At 68.8% G+C, this 18,900-nt stretch carries 14 protein-coding genes and 1 pseudogene; 13 read left to right on the top strand and 2 right to left on the bottom strand.

The annotated features are described in order from the left end of the window. Window positions 1–172: 172 nt before the first annotated feature. The 10 genes and pseudogenes from prfB to D2E24_RS00410 all read left to right on the top strand — a co-directional run bounded on the left by prfB (window position 173) and on the right by D2E24_RS00410 (window position 11,696). Window positions 173–1,294, top strand: coding sequence for a peptide chain release factor 2 (gene prfB / locus D2E24_RS00455; RefSeq protein ID WP_125967361.1), 1,122 nt, complete (start codon window positions 173–175; stop codon window positions 1,292–1,294). An 88-nt stretch (window positions 1,295–1,382) separates the two neighbouring features. After that, window positions 1,383–2,405, top strand: a pseudogene (gene ftsE / locus D2E24_RS00450) (cell division ATP-binding protein FtsE); the annotation flags it as partial. Window positions 2,406–2,845: 440 nt separating this feature from the next. After that, window positions 2,846–3,769 carry a permease-like cell division protein FtsX gene (ftsX, locus tag D2E24_RS00445; protein WP_125967359.1) on the top strand — a complete coding sequence of 308 codons (924 nt, stop codon included), beginning with the start codon at window positions 2,846–2,848 and terminating at the stop codon, window positions 3,767–3,769. Between the two features lie 142 nt (window positions 3,770–3,911). After that, window positions 3,912–5,315, top strand: a complete 1,404-nt coding sequence (locus D2E24_RS00440; protein ID WP_125967358.1) for a CHAP domain-containing protein — start codon at window positions 3,912–3,914, stop codon at window positions 5,313–5,315. 63 nt (window positions 5,316–5,378) lie between these two features. Next, window positions 5,379–5,858, top strand: coding sequence for an SsrA-binding protein SmpB (gene smpB, locus D2E24_RS00435; RefSeq protein ID WP_125967357.1), 480 nt, complete (start codon window positions 5,379–5,381; stop codon window positions 5,856–5,858). 138 nt (window positions 5,859–5,996) lie between these two features. Next, entirely contained in the window at window positions 5,997–6,929 is a 933-nt protein-coding gene (locus D2E24_RS00430) for an ABC transporter substrate-binding protein (RefSeq protein WP_125967356.1), read from the top strand. Between the two features lie 81 nt (window positions 6,930–7,010). Further along, window positions 7,011–7,994, top strand: a complete 984-nt coding sequence (locus tag D2E24_RS00425) for an amino acid ABC transporter permease (RefSeq protein ID WP_125967355.1) — start codon at window positions 7,011–7,013, stop codon at window positions 7,992–7,994. A gap of 50 nt (window positions 7,995–8,044) precedes the next feature. Then, window positions 8,045–8,854, top strand: coding sequence for an amino acid ABC transporter ATP-binding protein (locus D2E24_RS00420; protein ID WP_125967502.1), 810 nt, complete (start codon window positions 8,045–8,047; stop codon window positions 8,852–8,854). Between the two features lie 176 nt (window positions 8,855–9,030). Beyond that, window positions 9,031–10,923 (top strand): glutamine--fructose-6-phosphate transaminase (isomerizing), encoded by a 1,893-nt coding sequence (gene glmS, locus D2E24_RS00415; protein WP_125967354.1) that lies wholly within the window; start codon window positions 9,031–9,033, stop codon window positions 10,921–10,923. After that, entirely contained in the window at window positions 10,923–11,696 is a 774-nt protein-coding gene (locus D2E24_RS00410) for a pseudouridine synthase (RefSeq protein WP_206430900.1), read from the top strand. The genes glmS and D2E24_RS00410 overlap by 1 nt, the downstream gene beginning before the upstream one ends. Before the next feature lie 39 nt (window positions 11,697–11,735). Here the strand turns inward: D2E24_RS00410 and D2E24_RS00405 are convergent, their stop codons facing one another. Beyond that, on the bottom strand, window positions 11,736–12,734 hold the full coding sequence (locus D2E24_RS00405; protein ID WP_125967501.1) for a LacI family DNA-binding transcriptional regulator: 999 nt from the start codon (window positions 12,732–12,734) through the stop codon (window positions 11,736–11,738). Between the two features lie 270 nt (window positions 12,735–13,004). On the opposite strand from D2E24_RS00405, the gene D2E24_RS00400 reads away from it, so the two are divergent. Together D2E24_RS00400 and D2E24_RS00395 are read left to right on the top strand one after the other, a co-directional pair. Then, entirely contained in the window at window positions 13,005–15,095 is a 2,091-nt protein-coding gene (locus tag D2E24_RS00400) for a beta-galactosidase (protein WP_125967352.1), read from the top strand. A gap of 167 nt (window positions 15,096–15,262) precedes the next feature. Then, window positions 15,263–16,675 (top strand): ABC transporter substrate-binding protein, encoded by a 1,413-nt coding sequence (locus tag D2E24_RS00395; protein ID WP_125967351.1) that lies wholly within the window; start codon window positions 15,263–15,265, stop codon window positions 16,673–16,675. Window positions 16,676–16,930: 255 nt separating this feature from the next. On the opposite strand, the gene D2E24_RS00390 is transcribed toward D2E24_RS00395, so the two are convergent. Continuing rightward, on the bottom strand, window positions 16,931–17,698 hold the full coding sequence (locus D2E24_RS00390; protein ID WP_125967500.1) for a type III pantothenate kinase: 768 nt from the start codon (window positions 17,696–17,698) through the stop codon (window positions 16,931–16,933). A gap of 211 nt (window positions 17,699–17,909) precedes the next feature. Here D2E24_RS00390 and D2E24_RS00385 point away from each other — a divergent pair, with 211 nt between their 5' ends. Further along, on the top strand, window positions 17,910–18,758 hold the full coding sequence (locus D2E24_RS00385) for a sulfite exporter TauE/SafE family protein (RefSeq protein ID WP_125967499.1): 849 nt from the start codon (window positions 17,910–17,912) through the stop codon (window positions 18,756–18,758). The last annotated feature ends 142 nt before the right edge of the window (window positions 18,759–18,900 follow it).

Genomic DNA, 18,900 nt, shown 5'->3' with positions numbered 1-18,900 from the left:
CGCCCGCGTATGCCCGACGGGGGATGTGCGCGGGACCGCCGCCGATGCGACGCGCGCATGCGCGTGCGCACCGCGCGTACGAGACGCGCATGTGCATCGGGTATGTGATGATAGGTGGCGGAACGAATGCAGACGAATCGGTTCCCAATCCGGAAATGTATGGTGGTTAACGATGGCAGAATTTGATTACTCCCAGGCGATCGCCGACGCGCGCGCCAAGTACGGTTCCATCGCCAAGGCGTTGGACATGGATCGGCTCAAGGCCGAGATCGAGCAGCTGGAACGTCAGGCGGCCGAACCGGGCCTGTGGGACGATCCGGAGAACGCGCAGAAGATCACGAGCAAGCTCTCCGGCGCCCAGGCGCAGATGCGCCGTCTCAACTCGGCGTCGCAGCGCATCGACGACGTCGAGACGCTCGTCGAACTGGGCCGCGAGATGGGCGACGACGACTCGCTGGGCGAGGCGCAGACCGAGCTCGCGAGCATCCAGCAGGACCTCGACGCGATGGAGATCCAGACGCTGCTCGACGGCGAATACGACGAGCGCTCCGCGGTCGTGACGGTGCGCGCCGGCGCCGGCGGCGTCGACGCGGCCGACTTCGCGCAGATGCTGCTGCGCATGTACGTGCGCTGGGCCGAGCGCAACGGCTTCAAGGCGAAGGTGATGGACACGTCGTACGCGGAGGAGGCGGGCATCAAGTCCGCCACGTTCCAGGTGGACGCCCCGTACGCGTTCGGCCGCCTGTCGGTCGAGGGCGGCACGCACCGCCTCGTGCGCATCTCCCCGTTCGACAACCAGGGCCGCCGCCAGACCAGCTTCGCCGCGGTCGAGGTGGTGCCGCTCGTCGAGGCGACCGACCACATCGAGATCCCCGACACGGACATCCGCGTCGACACGTACTGCGCGTCCGGCCCCGGCGGCCAGGGCGTGAACACCACGTATTCGGCCGTGCGCATCACCCACCTTCCCACCGGCATCGTCGTGACGATGCAGGACGAGCGTTCGCAGATCCAGAACCGCGCCGCCGCCATGGCCGTGCTCCAGTCGCGACTGCTCGTGCTGCGCCACGAGGAGGAGGCGAAGAAGAAGAAGGAGATCGCCGGCGACATCAAGGCCAGCTGGGGCGACCAGATGCGCTCGTACGTGCTGCACCCGTACCAGATGGTCAAGGACCTGCGCACCGGCCACGAGACCAGCCAGACGCAGGCCGTGTTCGACGGCGACATCGACGCGTTCATCGAGGCCGGCATCCGCTGGCGTCACGAGCAGCGCCGCGAGGCCGCCGCCGAGTAACCGGCGGCCGATCGGCGGACATACGGAAAACCATCGCGTCCCCGGCGCCTCATCGGACGACCGGGGACGCGGAATGTGAGGAGACGACATGTCGCTCATCTCGTTGGATCATGTGAGCAAGATCTACCCGCGGGGCACGCGTCCCGCGCTGGACGACGTCAATCTGCATATCGACCGGGGTGAGTTCGTGTTCCTCGTGGGCGCGTCCGGCTCCGGCAAGACGACGCTGCTGAGCCTGATGCTGCGCGAGGAGGAGGCCACGGACGGCGAGATCCACGTGGCCGGCCACGACCTGCGCCGCCTGTCGAACCGTCAGGTGCCGCAGTACCGGCGTTCGCTCGGCTTCATCTTCCAGGACTACAAGCTGCTCGACAACAAGACCGTGTGGCAGAACGTCGCGTTCGCGCTCGAGGTGATCGGCACGCGCCGCTCCACGATCAAATCGCTCGTGCCCAAGGTGCTGGAGACGGTCGGCCTGACCGGCAAGGAGAACAGCTACCCGCAGGAGCTGTCGGGCGGCGAGCAGCAGCGCGTGACGATCGCGCGCGCCTACGTGAACCATCCGGACATCCTGCTGGCCGACGAGCCCACCGGCAACCTGGACCCGACCACGTCGCTGGGCATCATGGAGGTGCTGGAGGCGATCAACCGCACCGGCACCACGATCGTGATGGCGACCCACAACGAGGAGATCGTCAACTCGATGCGCAAGCGCGTCGTCGAACTCCATGCCGGAAAGATCGTGCGCGACGAGAGGAACGGATCGTACGATTCGGCCCTGTACTTCCCCGACGCGCAGGTCGAGGCGAAGAGCCAGCAGGCGATCGGCCGCACGCTCGCGATGGTCGACGCGCACGCGCCGGCCGCGGAGACGACCGGCCCGATCGCGATCGCCGCGCCGTCGGACGACGTGCCGGAGCGCGCCGAGACGCGCGACGAGCGCGAGCGCCGCGCCGCGATGGTCGTCGAGCAGGTGTCGCAGGCGGTGAACGCGGATACGGCGGACGAGGGCATCGCCCGTCTGGCCAGTTCGGTGCATTCGGGTCGTACCGGCCGCTACGGCGAGGCGTTCGCGCCGGTGGAGACGACGTTGACGTGGGGCCGTGGACTGCGGCTCGACGAGTACGAGGCGTCGCTGGCGGCCGGCAAGTCGGAGCAGGAGGCCGCGGCCGCGGCCGAGCAGGCGGCCGAGCCGTCGGGCGGGACCGCAGCGGCGGATGCGGCCGGATCGCAGGATGCGCCGGACGCCGCGTCCGTCGGCGCGACCGGCGCCGCGGCGCGTGCGGCCGACGGCGAGTCGGCGCCGGCCGTCGACACGTCGGTGCCGGACATCGACCTGTCGCCTGCGGGCGTGTCCGCGGCGCTGTCCGCGTCCGAGTCCGGACCGGCGGACGGTGCGGCGCATGACATGCCGGCCCCGTACGAGGCGGCGGGCCCGGCCGCGGCCATGCCGCCGGCTCCTCCCGCGCCGCCGATGCCGCCGGCACCGCCGGCGCCGCGCGCGGACGGAACGCATGAGGGAACGGACGATACGAAGGGGGATGCGAGGCGATGAGGATGCGGTTCATCCTGTCGGAGACGTGGACGAGTCTGAAGCGCAACGTGCCGATGCTCCTGTCGGTGATGCTGGTGACGTTCATCTCGTTCCTGTTCATCGGCGCGTCGGTGCTCACGCAGGCGCAGGTGACGAAGGCGAAGGGCGGCTGGTACGACCAGGTCGAGGTCGTGGTGTGGCTGTGCCCGGACGGCACGAGCCGTTCGGCGAACTGCGCGAGCGGCACGTCGCCGACGAACGCCGAGGTGACGGCGCTGCAGAAGACGATCCGCAACGATCTGGCGGACGTGGTGGAGAACATCACGTACGTGTCCAAGGAGGACTACTACAAGAACACGTTCCTCGAACGGTATCCGGACGGCGAGTACCAGGGCAGCACGATGACCGCGGACGACATGCAGGCGTCGCTGTGGCTCAAGCTCAAGAACCCGGAGAAGTACCAGGTGGTCGCCGAGGTGCTGTCGGGGCAGGACGGCGTCGAGGAGGTGTCGGACCAGCGGCAGATCTTCGAACCGGTGTTCGCGGTGCTCAACCGGGCCACGATGGTCACGGCCGTGCTGGCCGCGGTGATGGTGCTCGTCGCGATCATGCTGACCGGCACCACGATCCGCATGTCGGCGGCGTCGCGCAGCAAGGAGACGGAGATCATGCGTCTGGTGGGCGCGTCGAACTGGACGATCCGGCTGCCGTTCATCCTCGAGGGCGTGCTCGCGTCGCTGGTCGGCTCGGTGCTCTCGTGCGTGATGCTGTCGGCGATCGTGCGCGTGTTCGTGACCGGCTGGCTGGCCGATACGGTCACGTGGATCCCGTACGTGGACCAGTGGACCGTGCTCGTGATCTCGCCGTTCCTGGTGGCCGGCGCGGTGCTGCTGTCCGCGATCGCGTCGCTGGTGTCGCTGCACCGTTATCTCAAGGCGTGACGGCGGTCGCATGACCGGCGTCCGGCGGCGGTCCGATGATCGTCCGCCGGTCCCCTGCACGCGGCGGGCGCTCCGATGGGCGGCCGCCGCGTTCTCATCTTCGTATGGTATCGTGTGGCTGTTTGACGAAAGGAATGCGTCGATGCTTCGACTCCGAGTGACCCGTCCCATGATCGCCGCCGCCCTGGCCGCCACGCTGTGCGCCACGGCCGGATTCGCCGCGCTCGCCCCCGTGCCGCAGGCCACGGCCGACACGTACACCGATCTGGTGAACGCGCAGAACCAGCAGCAGAACGCCGCGTCGCGCGAAGCGCAGCTGCGCTCGCAGCTGTCGGGCGTCAACGCCGATCTGGCGGACAAGATCGTCGAACTCGACACGCTCACCAACGTGACGATCCCGGCCGCGCAGGCCGCCGAAAGCACGGCGAACGACGCGGCCGCCAAGGCGCAGTCCGAGGCGGACGCGCTCGCCGACCGTCTCGCCGCCGCGCAGAAGGACAAGGAGAACCTCGAGGCCGAGATCGCGAAGACCGGCGAGGACTACGACGACGCGCATGCGGCCGTCGCGCAGATGGCGCGCGAGTCACTGCACGGCTCGGTCGCATCCGACGTGATGAGCATGGTCACCGGATCGACCACCACCAAGGAGTTCGTCAACTCGATGCAGACGCGCGACGCGCTGTCGCGCACCGAATCGAACGCCGCATCCGACGCGGCGGTCACGCTCAACACGTCGATGAACCGCGGCGAGCGCCTCAAGGCGATCGAGGAGCAGATCACCCAGCTCAAGGCCAAGGCGGACACGGCCGCGGCGACCGCGCGCACCGCGGCCGCGGACGCGCAGGAGAAGCGCAGCTCGCTGGAGGAGCTGCGCAACACCGGCGAGGCGAAGCGCGCCGAACTGGAGAGCATGCAGGACCAGCTGGAGAGCGACGTGGCCAAGCAGGCCGCGCAGACCGTGCTGCTGCAGTCGAAGGTCGACTCGCTCAACAACCAGTACGAGAAGGAACGCTGGGAGGCCGCGCAGAAGCCGAACAACGGCAACCAGGTCAACCCCGGCGGCAACACGGGCGGGAACACCGGCGGCAATACCGGTGGGAACACGGGCGGCAACACCGGTGGCGGCGGCACCACCCCGAGCACGCCGACGACGCCCACCACGCCGTCGGGCGGCAATACGGGCGGCCAGGGCACGTCCAACGGCGACTACGGCAACGCGTACGCGGCCGGCCAGTGCACCTGGTGGGCGTACGAGCGCCGCCGTCAGATGGGCATCGGCACCCCGTCGTATCTGGGCAACGGCGGCGACTGGTACGTGAGCGCCCCCAGCTACGGTCTGCGCGTCGACCACAATCCCGAGGTGGGCGCGGCGCTCTCGTTCCTGCGCGGACAGGACGGCGCCGACGCGACGTACGGCCATGTCGCCGTCGTCGAGGCGGTGTACTCGAACGGCACGTTCCTGATCTCCGAATCGAACGTAGCCGGCCTGTACGTGATCACCTACCGCACGCTCACCAACTACGGCCAGTACTGGTTCGTGCACTGACGACTCGGGCATGCGCCCGGCGCATACTCGCGATAACGGAACAGGGAGAAGGAGAGGAGGCATATGGCCAAGGAGACCGGCACGAAGATCATCGTGCAGAACAAGAAGGCGCGTCACGACTACGCGATCGAGGACCATTACGAGGCGGGCCTGTCGCTGACCGGCACCGAGGTGAAGTCGCTGCGCGAGGGACGCGCGTCGCTGTCCGAGGCGTTCGTCAGCATCGACCGCCGCGGCGAGATGTGGCTCGAAGGGGCGAACATCCCCGAATACCTCAACGGCACGTGGAACAACCACGCGCCCAAGCGCCGCCGCAAGCTGCTGCTGCACGCGCGCGAGATCGTCAAGCTCGCCCGCCAGTCCGAGGCGAAGGGCTACACGATCATCCCGATCAGCCTGTACTTCAAGGACGGCCGCGTCAAGGCCGAGATCGCGCTGGCTCGGGGCAAGAAGGAATTCGACAAGCGCCAGGCCCTGCGCGAGGAGCAGGACAAGCGCGAGGCGCTGCGCATCATGCGTTACCGCAACATGCGCGCCCGCTGAATCGGGGCGCACGTCCGCGGGATGCGTTCGGGGCCGGGCCGATGCCCGGCCCCTTTGTATAATCGAGGCGAGTCACGAATCGGCCGGGCAGTGCATCACGGCCACATTCCACGAATCATCCGGAGAAGAGAGGACGACATGTCGTTCAAGACCCTGAAAACCGCCGTCGCCGCCATGCTCGGCGCGGCCATGCTGCTGGGCGCGTCCGCCTGCGGCACCACCGACGCCACCGTCGACGACGACGGCAACGCCACCAACGCGACCGTCGGCTACGACGTGTCGTCCGTCGCCAAGGACGACGCGATCGCCGCGCTCGTGCCCGAGGACGTCGCCAAGAGCGGCAAGCTGAGCGTCGGCATGGAGCTGTCGTACGCGCCGGCCGAATTCCTCGCCGAGGACGGCAAGACGCCCGTCGGCTACGACGTCGACATCGCCACCGCGCTCGGCAAGGTGATGGGTCTGGAGACCGAGATCGTCTCCTCCTCGTTCGACTCGATCGTCGCGTCCGTGGGCGCCAAGTACGATCTGGGCATCACCGCGATGACCATCAACGAGGAGCGCATGAAGTCCGTCGACTTCGTCAGCTACTACAAGGCCGGCTTCAGCTGGATCGTCAGGAAGGGCAACCCGAACGGCGTCGACACCTCTAACCTGTGCGGCCTGAAGATCGCCGTCCAGACCGGCACCGTGCAGGAGGAGGAGGCCAACGCGGCCGCCGCCAAGTGCAAGGCCGACGGCAAGGACGCCATCGAGGTGATGTCGCTCAAGCAGCAGACCGAGGCCGCCACCAGCGTCGTGACCGGCAAGGCCGACGTGTTCTACGCCGACTCGCCCGTCGGCGGCTACGCGATCAGCCAGACCGGCGGCGAACTCGAATCCCTCGGCGACGTCGAGGGCGTCGCCAAGCAGGGCGTCGCCATCGCCAAGGGCGACGAGGCGATGGACCATGCCGTCCAGCAGGCCATGCAGAAGCTCATGGACGACGGCACCTACATGAAGATCCTCAAGCACTGGGGCACCGAAGCCGGCGCCCTCGACAAGGCCGAGATCAACCCCACCGACCTGAGCTGACCCGATCCCCATCCGCGCGGCGCCGTCGGCCTCCCGAACACGGGACGCCGGCGGCGCACGCATTGCAGAAAAGGAAGACACATGGCGAAGAAACAAGCCGACGGCGACGGACTGGACATCCCGAACCGCATCGAGGCGCTGCCCGTACGCCGGCCCGGCCCCATCGTGGCCGCCGTGATCGTGCTCCTGCTCGCCGCGATGCTCGTGCAGGGCCTGGTCACCAACCCGCGTTTCGAATGGGACGTGGTGTGGAAGTACCTGTTCAACGAGAACGTGCTCGAAGGCATCCGCTACACGCTCGAACTGACCGTCATCTCCATGGTCGTGGCGATCGTGCTCGCCGTGATCCTCGCGATCATGCGCAAGTCCATCAACCCGGTGCTGCGCGCCGTCAGCTGGTTCTTCATCTGGTTCTTCCGCGGCACCCCCGTCTACACGCAGCTCGTGTTCTGGGGCCTGTTCGCCGTGCTCATCCCGCGCATCGGCCTGGGCATCCCGTTCACGTCCATCGAATTCTGGAGCGTCGACTCGACCACCGTCATCACCGCGTTCAACGCCGCATGGATCGGCCTGGCGCTCAACGAGGCCGCCTACCTGTCCGAGATCGTGCGCGCCGGCCTCGAAGCGGTCGACCCGGGCCAGACCGAGGCCGCACAGGCGCTCGGCATGAAGCGCTCGCTCATCATGCGCCGCATCGTCCTGCCGCAGGCCATGCGCATCATCATCCCGCCCACCGGCAACGAGACGATCGGCATGCTCAAGACCACGTCGCTCGTCACCGCCGTCCCGTTCACGCTGGAGCTCCAGTTCGCCACCAACGCGATCGCCAGCCGCATCTACAAGCCGATCCCGCTGCTCATCGTGGCCTGCTTCTGGTACCTGCTCATCACGTCGATCCTCATGGTCGTCCAGTCGCGCCTCGAAAAGCATTTCGGCAAGGGCTTCGACGCGCGCCCCACCGGCTCGCGCGGCAAGCAGCCGCCGCTGCCGGGCAAGACCGACGGCGAACCCAAGGACGACATCAACAAGCTCAACGCGGCCACGTTCAACGGGATGACCGCATGAGCACCGGCCACACCAACGCATCGGCACCGCATTCCGGGGAGGGCACCGTCATGAACACCACCGCCACCGCCGCAGCCGCGGCCACAGCCGCCACGCCGGCCGTCAGGGCCGTGCAGGTCCACAAGGCCTACGGGTCGCTGCACGTGCTCAAGGGCGTCGACCTGACCGTCGCCCCCGGCACCGTCACCGTCATGCTCGGCCCCTCCGGCTCGGGCAAATCCACGTTCCTGCGCCTCATCAACCAGCTGGAGACGCTCACCGGCGGCTCCATCGAGGTCGACGGCGAGCTCATCGGCTACAGGCACGTCACGAAGAACGGCCGCGACATGCTCCAGACGCTCGACGACCGCGAGATCGCCGCCCAGCGCGCCAAGCTCGGCATGGTGTTCCAGCGCTTCAACCTGTTCCCGCACATGACCGCGCTCGAGAACGTGATGGAGGCGCCCATCCACGTCAAGGGCATGAAGAAGGCCGAGGCGCGCGAACTCGCGATGGCCGAACTGGAACGCGTGGGACTGGGCGAGCGCGCCGGCCACTATCCGGCCGAGCTCTCCGGCGGCCAGCAGCAGCGCGTCGCCATCGCCCGCGCCCTGGCGATGAAGCCCGACATCATGCTGTTCGACGAGCCGACCTCCGCGCTCGACCCCGAACTCGTGGGCGAGGTGCTGAACGTCATGCGCTCGCTCGCGGATGAGGGCATGACGATGATCGTCGTGACGCACGAGATCGGCTTCGCCCGCGAGGTCGCCGACCAGATCGTGTTCATGGCCGACGGCGTCGTCGTCGAGAAGGGCGGCCCCGAGATCATCGACAACCCCACCGAGCCGCGCTTCAAGGACTTCCTCCAGCACGTGCTGTAAGGGGTCTCCCGCGTCCTCTCCCTTACGCGAATCCCGCCACGGAACCCCCGATCGGAACGGATCGGGGACTCCGCGGCGGGATCCGCATATGCGGGCGGCTCCGCAATGCGGCAATCCTGCGAAGGCGGCGGGTTGCACCGGGGCGGGGCCGTGCGGTTCCGTTATTCTGGTGAACCATGTGTGGAATCGTAGGATATGCAGGAAACATCGACGCCGCATGCGGCAAGCCGCTCGAAGTGTGCCTCCAGGGACTGGCGCGCCTCGAATACCGCGGCTACGACTCGGCCGGCGTGGCGCTGAGCGCCCCCGGCATGGACCATGTCGAGGTGCGCAAGAAGGCCGGCCGCCTCGCCAACCTCGTCGACAGCGTCGAACGCCGGCCCATGCCGGCCGCGACCGTCGGCATCGGCCACACGCGCTGGGCCACCAACGGCGTGCCCAGCGACGTCAACTCGCACCCGCACACCAGCCGCGACGGCAAGGTCGCGATCATCCACAACGGCATCATCGAGAACGCCTCCCAGCTGCGCCTCGACCTGCAGGCGGAAGGCTACCGCTTCTCGTCCGCCACCGACACGGAGGTCGCCGCCAAGCTGCTCGGCAAGATCGTCGACGCGATCATCGCCGAGGAAGGCGCGCCCGACCTGTTCAAGGCCGTCCGCCGGCTCGCCCGCATGCTCGAAGGCGCGTTCACGATCCTGGCGACCGACTGCCGCCAGCCCGGCATCGTCGTCGGCGCCCGCCACGACTCGCCGCTCGTCGTGGGCCTCGGCGACGGGGAGAACTTCCTCGGCTCCGACGTCGCCGCATTCGTCGCCTACACCAAGCGCGCGCTCGAAGTCGACCAGGACCAGGCCGTGTGCGTCTCCGCCGACGGCGTCACCGTCACCGACTTCTACGGCAACCCCGTCGAGAACCCCACGACGTACACGATCGACTGGGACGCGTCCGCCGCCGAGAAGGGCGGCTGGGAGTCGTTCATGGACAAGGAGATCCACGAGGACCCGGCCGCCGTCCAGCGCACGCTCCTCGGCCGGCTCGACGCGCACGGCGACATCAACCTCGACGAGGTGCGCATCGAGGAGCACGACTTCAAGGCCATCGACAAGATCATCGTCATCGCATGCGGCACCGCCGCCTACGCCGGCCAGGTCGCCCGCTACGCGATCGAACACTGGGTGCGCATCCCCGTCGAAGTCGAACTCGCGCACGAATTCCGCTACCGCGACCCGATCCTCACGCCGCGCACGCTCGTCGTGGCCATCTCCCAGTCCGGCGAGACGATGGACACGCTCATGGCGCTGCGCCACGCGCGCGAACAGGGCTCCAAGGTGCTGGCGATCTGCAACGCGCAGGGCGCGTCCATCCCGCGCGAATCCGACGCCGTGCTCTACACGCACGCCGGCCCCGAGGTCGCCGTCGCCTCCACCAAGGCGTTCGTCGCGCAGATCACCGCCGCCTACGTGCTCGGCCTGTACCTCGCGCAGGTCAAGGGCACCATGTACCGCGACGAGATCCAGACCACGCTCGACGCGCTCAAGGCCATGCCCGCCAAGATCCAGTGGATCCTCGACACGCAGACCAAGACCGTGCACGCCGCCGCCGCGCAGATGGCCGACGCGCGCTCCGTGCTGTTCCTCGGACGCCACGTCGGCTACCCGGTCGCGATGGAGGGCGCGCTCAAGCTCAAGGAGATCGCCTACACGTTCACCGAAGGCTTCGCCGCCGGCGAGCTCAAGCACGGCCCCATCGCGCTCGTCGACGAAGGCGAGCCGGTCGTGTTCATCGTGCCGCCCGAACGCGGCCGCGACGTGCTGCACGCCAAGGTCGTCTCCGGCATCGAGGAGGTCAAGGCGCGCGGCGCGTTCATCATCGCCGTGGCCGAGGAGGGCGACCGCGACGCGCAGCGCTACGCCGACATCGTGTTCTGGCGCCCCAAGTGCCCCACGCTGCTCAGCCCGCTCGTCGACGTGGTGCCGCTGCAGCTGTTCGCGATGGACATGGCCAAGCTCAAGGGCTACGACGTCGACAAGCCGCGCAACCTCGCCAAGTCCGTCACGGTCGAATGATGCACCGGTATGTGACCGACGAGCCGCGCATCCCGTTCGACCTCGACGTGATCTACGAGGACGCGGGCATCATCGTCGTCGACAAGCCGCACTTCCTCGCGACCACGCCGCGCGGCATGTGGTACCGCGAGACGGCGCTCATCCGCCTGCGCGAGGCGTACGGCGACGACTCGATCGTCCCCGCCCACCGGCTCGACCGCATGACCGCCGGCATCGTCGTGTTCGTACGCGACCGCGCGCTGCGCGGCGCCTATCAGACGATGTTCCAGGAACGCCGCACCGGCAAGGTCTACGAATGCCTCGCCCCGGCCGCCCCGGCCACGCTGCCGCGATACGGGACCGTCGAACGTCTGGAGGCGCCGCGCACGTTCCCGCTGCGACGGCGCTCGCGCATCGTCAAACGGCGCGGCATCCTGCAGGCGTACGAGGAGCCGGGCGAGGTGAACGCCGAGACGACGATCGAACTGGGGGAGTGGTCGGCCGGCGGCGGACATGCGGCCGTCGCCGACGGAGCCGGCCCCGCGCGCACGGCCGGCCGCGTGCGCGCGTACACGCTGCACCCGCGCACCGGCAAGACGCACCAGCTGCGCGTGCACATGAACGCGCTCGGCCTGCCGATCGTCGGCGACGACCTGTACCCGCGCATCGAGACGCGCGCCTACGACGACTTCTCCCGGCCGCTGGAACTCGTCGCCCGCCGGCTCGCGTTCACCGACCCGGTGAGCGGCGAGGAACGCGAGTTCGTCTCGCGCATCCCGCTGGGCGGCGCCTGACCGGCGGCGGCATCCGGCCGGCCGCCGCCGGTCGGAAGGTCAGACCGCGCCGGCGGCCAGATCGCGCACCGACGAGCGTTCGACCAGTTCGGTGGGCACGACGGTCTTGACGCCGACCGGCACCGGCTCGCCCTCGCAGCGGCGCAGCACCATCGAGAAGGCGCGCCGGCCGATCTCGGCGAACGGCATGCGCATCGTGGTCAGTTCCAGCCGCGGCACCATGCCGACCAGCGAATCGTCGACGCCGACGACGCTCACATCCTCCGGGACGCGACGGCCCGCCGCGCGCAGACCGAGGATCGCGCCGTACGCCATCTGGTCGTTCGCCGCGTACACGGCGGTGCAGTCGCGTTCGTGCGCCAGCGCAAGACCGGCCTGATAGCCGCTGTCGGCGCCCCAGTCGCCGATGTAGGTGGGTGGGACGGGTGCGCCGGCCTGATGCAGCGCGTCCCGCCAGCCGCGGGCGCGGCTCTCCGCGGCCCGCGACGCGGCCGGGCCGGCGATGTGGTAGACGGTGCGGTGCCCCTTGGCGAGCAGATAGTCGACGAGCGCCGTCGAACAGCCGTACTGGTCGGCGTCGACGGTGGGGCAGCCGTCGGATGGGCGCTCATTGACGAGCACGACGGGCAGGTCGGCGGGCGGCGTGAAGTCGTCCATGTCGTCGATCGGCTCCTCGAGCACGACGATGACGCCGTCGACCGGCAGCTGCTTCATCCGTTCGATGATGGATTGCAGCGTGTGGCGCCGTCCCTTGCCGATCGTGTGGATCGTGGTCGCGTAGCCTTCGTCGTTGGCGGCGGCGGTGATGCCGGCGAGGATGCGCGCGTTGCCGAACCGGGCCATGTCGAACAGGACGACGCCCACGGCGCGGAAGCGTCCGCGCTTGAGCGCGCGGGCGGCGTAGTTGGGCCGGTAGCCGAGCCTCTCCATCGCCTGCTCGACGCGCAGGCGCGTCTCGGGGCGCACCGCGTCGCTGCCGTTGGCGACGCGCGAGACGGTCTGCGGGGAGACGCCGGCCTCGCGCGCGACGTCCTGCATCGACACGGTCGTCGCGCGGCCGGCCGCCGCCGGCCGGTCCGCCGCCGTGTCTCCCGTAGGTCCGCCGTTGATGGATCCGCCCATGTCCGCCTCCTTGCGTCGTTTCGCTTCCGTTATCGATACCAACGATAGCATCCGACGTGTCGTCGGCCCGATTCGCGCCGCGCCGGTGGTGGCCGGAATCGTGGAGGATGCTACGATGATAACGCAAACATCCGAGACGGCCGCCAAGGCGACGGCCGCCGGCAGATTCCCACGAAAGGAACGGCAATGGCGCAGCGCAGGGAATTCAGATGGCCGCAGCCGCTGGAAGGCGACGAGCCGCGCATCTGGTACGGCGGGGACTACAACCCCGACCAGTGGCCCGAAGAGGTCTGGGACGACGACATCCGGCTCATGACCAAGGCCGGGGTCAACCTCGTGTCCGTCGGCATCTTCAGCTGGGCGAAGATCGAACCGCGCGAAGGCGAATACGACTTCGACTGGCTCGACCGCATCATCGACAAGCTCGGCCATGCCGGCATCGCCGTCGACCTCGCCTCCGCCACCGCCTCGCCGCCGATGTGGCTCACCCAGGCCCACCCCGAAGTCCTCTGGCAGGACTACCGCGGCGACGTGTGCCAGCCGGGCGCCCGCCAGCACTGGCGCCCCACCAGCCCCGTCTTCCGCGAATACGCGCTCACCCTGTGCCGCGCGATGGCCGAACACTACAAGGACAACCCGTACGTCGTCGCCTGGCACGTCGGCAACGAATACGGCTGCCACAACCGCTTCGACTACTCCGACGACGCCCAGCGCGCCTTCCAGGAGTGGTGCCGCGAACGCTACGGCACCATCGAGGCCGTCAACGACGCGTGGGGCACCGCCTTCTGGGCGCAGCGCATGAACGACTTCAGCGAGATCGTGCCGCCGCGATTCATCGGCGACGGCAACTTCATGAACCCCGGCAAGCTCCTCGACTTCAAGCGCTTCAGCTCCGACGCGCTCAAGACGTTCTACATCGCCGAACGCGACCTGCTCGCCGAGATCACCCCCGGCCGCCCGCTGACCACCAACTTCATGGTCTCCGCCGCCGGCACCGGCCTCGACTACGACGACTGGGGCAACGAAGTCGACTTCGTCTCCAACGACCACTACTTCACGCCCGGCGAATCCCACCTCGACGAAATGGCCTACTCGGCCTCGCTCACCGACGGCATCGCCCGCAAGAACCCGTGGTTCCTCATGGAGAACTCCACCGGCGCCGTCAACTGGCGACGCATCAACTACCGCAAGGAACCCGGCCAGCTCGTGCGCGACGCGCTCGTCCACCTGTCCATGGGCGCCGACGCGATCTGCTACTTCCAGTGGCGCCAATCCAAGGCCGGCGCCGAGAAGTTCCACACCGCGATGGTGCCGCACGCCGGCGAGGACTCGCAGGACTTCCGCGACGTGTGCGAACTGGGCGCCGACCTGCGCCTGCTCGCCGACGAAGGCCTCATCGGCACGCGCCTCGCCAAGTCGAAGGTCGCCGTCGTCTTCGACTACGAATCCCAGTGGGCCACCGAACACACCGCCACCCCCACGCAGAACGTGCACCACTGGACCGAGCCGCTCGACTGGTTCCGCGCCCTCGCCGACCGCGGCGTCACCGCCGACGTGGTGCCGATCCGCGGCGACTGGGACACGTACGACACCGTCGTGCTGCCCAGCGTCTACCTGCTCGACGAGGCCAACAGCGGCCGCGTACGCGACTACGTGAAGCGCGGCGGCCGCCTCATCGCCACCTACTACACCGGCATCGCCGACGAGAAGGACCACATCTGGCTCGGCGGCTACCCCGGCTCCATCCGCGACGTCGTCGGCGTGCGCATCGAGGAATTCGCGCCGCTGGGCGACGACCACGACGGCACCCTCGACCACCTCGACCTCACCAACGGCACCGTCGCGCACGACTTCGCCGACTGGATCACCTCCGTCGCCCCCGGCGCGCGCGTCCTCGCCTCCTACCGGGCCGACCCGTGGACCGGCATGGACGGCGTGCCCGCCATCACCGTCAACGACTACGGCGACGGCCGCGCCGCCTACGTCGGCTGCCGGCTCGGCCGCGACGGCATCGCCGCCAGCCTGCCCGACCTGCTCGCCGCCCTCGGCGTCGACGCCGCCGACGAGACGGACGGCGCCGGCGACGTCCTGCGCGTCGAACGCGTCGCCGACGACGGCACCGCCGCGTTCACGTTCCTGTTCAACCGCACCCACCACCCGGTGACCGTGCCGCTGGACGAGGACGCCACGCTGCTTGTCGCCTCCCTCGCCGGCGCGACCGACGACGGCGCCGCCGTCACGATCGCCCCCAACGGCGTCGCCGTCGCCAGGCGCTGAGCAGACCGGCCGCCTCCCGCAACGGAGGCGGCCCCGACGCATCCGGACGTCATCCGGGAATCGGGGAATCCGGGCATCGGGCATCCGGGAGGACGGGACGGTAGACTCGATACGGCGGCGGATCGACGCCGCCGCATCGACGAACCGGCACGGCAAGGAGCGGCAGCATGGCAATCGGCGGGACGAAGCGCATCATCACCGCGATCCTGACGATCCTCACCACGGCCGCCGTCACCCTCACCGGCGCATGCGCCAGCGACCCGCGCACCGAAATCGTCGTCTGGTCATGGGAGCCGAGCATGACGGCGCTCGCCCGCGCCTTCGAAGCCGACAATCCCGACATCCGCGTCACCGTACGCGACACCAGCGGCTACTCCAACCTCAACGCCGCCATCCAGGACGGCTACGGCCTGCCCGACGTCGCCCAGATCGAATACTTCGCGCTGCCGCAGTACGCCGTGTCCGGCCAGCTGCTCGACATCACCGACCGCGTCGCCGGCTACGACGGGTACTACACGCCCGGCACCTGGTCGTCGGTGCAGCTCGCCGACCGCGTCTACGGCCTGCCGATGGACTCCGGACCGATGGCGTTCTTCTACAACAAGGACGTGTTCGACCAGGCCGGCGTCGACGCGAGCACGATCCGCACGTGGGACGACTACTACGAGGCGGCCAGGAAACTCAAGAAGATCGGCGTGTACATCACCTCCGACGCGGGCGACGCCAGCTTCTACGCGGCGATGATCTGGCTCGCCGGCGGCCGCCCCTTCCACACGTCCGACGACGGCAAGACCGTCACCATCGACCTCGACCATGACGAGGGCACCCGCACGTTCACCGAATTCTGGCAGCGCATGATCGACGAGGGCCTCGTCGACACGAGCGCCGCCACCTGGTCGCACAGCTGGAAGAAGCAGGTCGGCAGCGGGCAGATCGCCTCCGTGTTCGCCGGCGCGTGGATGCCGTCGCTGCTGCTCGCCGACGTGCCCGGCGGCGCCGGACTGTGGCGGGTCGCGCAGATCCCCACCGCCGACGGCGAACCCGCCAACGCCGAGAACGGCGGATCGGCTCTCACCGTGCTCCAGTCGACGCGCAAGCCCGACGCGGCGATGCGGTTCGTCGACTACGTGTGCCACAGCGAGGACGGCATCGCCGAACGCGTCGCCGGCGGCGCGTTCCCCGCCGACAATGCGACCCTGTCGAGCGAGGACTTCCTGGAGCGCACCACCGTGCGCGACTCGCGCGGCATCGACGTGCCGTACTTCGGCGGGCAGCAGTACAACAAGGTGCTCTCCCAGGCCGCCGAATACGTGTCCACCGACTACGAGTACCTGCCGTTCGAGGTGTACGCGCGCTCCGACTTCTCCTCGACCGTGACCGACGCGTACGAATGGTCGGCGGCCAAACGGCACTACGAGGACGTCAAGGACCGCATCGAGGCGGGCGAGACGAAGCGCAACGGCGACGCGCTCACCCTGCCGGAGCATCCCGGCAAGCGCATCACGCTCATGGACGGCCTCGAATCATGGCAGGCCGATCTCAAGGAGTACGGCTTCAACCAGGGCTTCACGATCGAGTAGATGGGCTTATGCGGAGCGGCCGGGCTTGCGTGATCTGAGTCCGAGAAGATTTCAGGTAATCGGGCTCAGGTTACGGAGATGCCCGGGTTTGGGTGACTTCGTTCCGAGGAGATTCCTGATAGCCGGACTCAGGTCACGCAATCGGTCGGGTTTGCGTGACCTGACTCCGAGAACGGGTCGTATGCTCGGACTCCGGTCACGCAAACGGGCCGTCCAGGATGCGGCTTGCCCTCGGTCGGGCCTGTATCGCCTTGTTCAGCGCGCGTTGCGGCGGTAGATCGCGGCCATGCCCTTGAAGATGAGGTCCGGGTCGTACACGTCGATGAGGTCCGTGTCGTTCTCGAACACGCGGCCGAGGCCGCCGGTCGCCACGACGGTGAAGTCCTCGTCGATTTCGGCGTGGAACTGTTCGATCGTGCGTTCGATGCCGCCGAGGAAGTTGTAGTACAGGCCGGCCTGCATCGCGGTCTTCGTGCCGGTCGCCAGGATCGAACGCGGCCGCGTGATCTCCACCTCCGGCAGCTGCGCGGTCTGCCCCCACAGGGCGGCGGCGGCCGTGCGGATGCCGGTGGTGATCAGGCCCGCGGTGATCGTGCCGGTCCTATCGACGTAGTTGAACGTGGTCGCCGTGCCGAAGTCGATGACGAGCAGCGGCCCGCCGTACGTGACGTACGCGCCGGCGCAGTCGGCCAGACAGTCGGCGCCCATCGACTTGGGGTCGTCCATGCGGATGTTGATGCCGGTCCTCACGCCCGGGCCGACGATCATCGGGTCGACGCCGAGGAACTTGACGATGCTGGCGCGGAACGAATGCATCACCTTCGGCACGACGGACGCGATGATCACGTCGTCCACGTCGGCGGGGGAGAATCCGCTGAACGCGAGGAACTGGCCGATCATCGCCCCGTATTCGTCGGACGTGTGCTCCGAACGGGTGGTGATGCGGTACGTGCCGACGATGTCGTCGCCGTCGAGAAAGCCGAGCACGATGTTGGTGTTGCCGATGTCGACCGCGACGAGCATGGGATCCTCCGTTGTGTCCATGTGTCCATAAGCGTATGCGCGTGGCGTGCGGCGACCATGGTGCGGCCGCGCGCCCGCGGTGCGGCGTGTCCGTCCGCCGGACGACGCCGTGCACCAGTGTAGTACCCGGGGTACGGTGACGGCTGTGCAGAAGCGTAGCGAACAACACGAATCGAACGAATCGAACGAATCGAACGGATCGAACGGCGGGATGGGCGGCCGGAACGAAGCGGCATCGCCGTCGGCCGAGCGTGCGTCGGCGGAACGCGCGGTCGAACGGCTCGACGCGCGCGGCGTGGCCGTGCTGGTCGCGGTCGGACTGGCGTGCGGCATCCTGTCGGGCCTGTTCGGCATCGGCGGCGGGACGATCATCGTGCCCGCGCTGGTGTGGCTGGGTCTGAGCCAGCGCCACGCGGCGGCGACGTCGCTGGCGGCGATCGTGCCCACGTCCGTCTCCGGCGTCGTCTCGTATGCGCTGGGCGGCAACGTGAACTGGCTGGCGGCGCTGCTGCTCGCCGCCGGCGTCGTCGTCGGCAGCCAGATCGGCAGCATGCTGCTGGGACGGCTGTCGGAGGTGACGCTGCGCTGGGTGTGGGTCGTGTTCCTCGTGTTCGTGATCGTCCAGCAGGTCACGTTCACGCCGCCGCGCGACGGCGTGCTCGTGCTGCACGTCTGGTCGGGCGTGTTCCTCGCCGCGCTGGGCGTGCTGACCGGGTCGCTGGCGGGCATCCTCGGCATCGGCGGCGGCGCGATCATGATGCCGGCGCTCTCGTTCGTGCTCGGCGCGAGCGACCTGATGGCCCGCGGCACGTCGCTGCTGGTGATGTTCCCCGGCGCGATCAGCGGCACGGTCGCGAACTGGCGGCGCGGCATCGTGCACCTGAAAAGCGGCCTGATCGTCGGCTGCTGCGCCGCCCTGACCGCGCCGCTGGGCACGACGATGGCCGGCATGATCTCGCCGCGCGCCGGCTCGCTGCTGTTCGCCGCGTGGCTCGCGTTCCTCGCCGTGCGCAGCACGATGACCGCCCTGCGCGCCACCCGCGCGTCGCGCGCCGCCTGACGTTCGATGACCGCCCGCGCCGGCCGTCGACGGCGTGCGCGGGCGTGGCCGAGTCGTCGCCGCCGGTTCCCGGCGACTCTCCAGCCGGATTGCCGGCGTGTTCTCAGGAACCGGCGTACGATAAGGAACCGTCAACGCAACG

Origin of the sequence: Bifidobacterium samirii (assembly GCF_003952945.1) — a bacterium.
Lineage (GTDB): Bacteria > Actinomycetota > Actinomycetes > Actinomycetales > Bifidobacteriaceae > Bifidobacterium > Bifidobacterium samirii.
The sequence above is the reverse complement of the archived record's forward strand: the minus strand, read 5'-3'. Positions and strand labels throughout refer to the sequence as shown.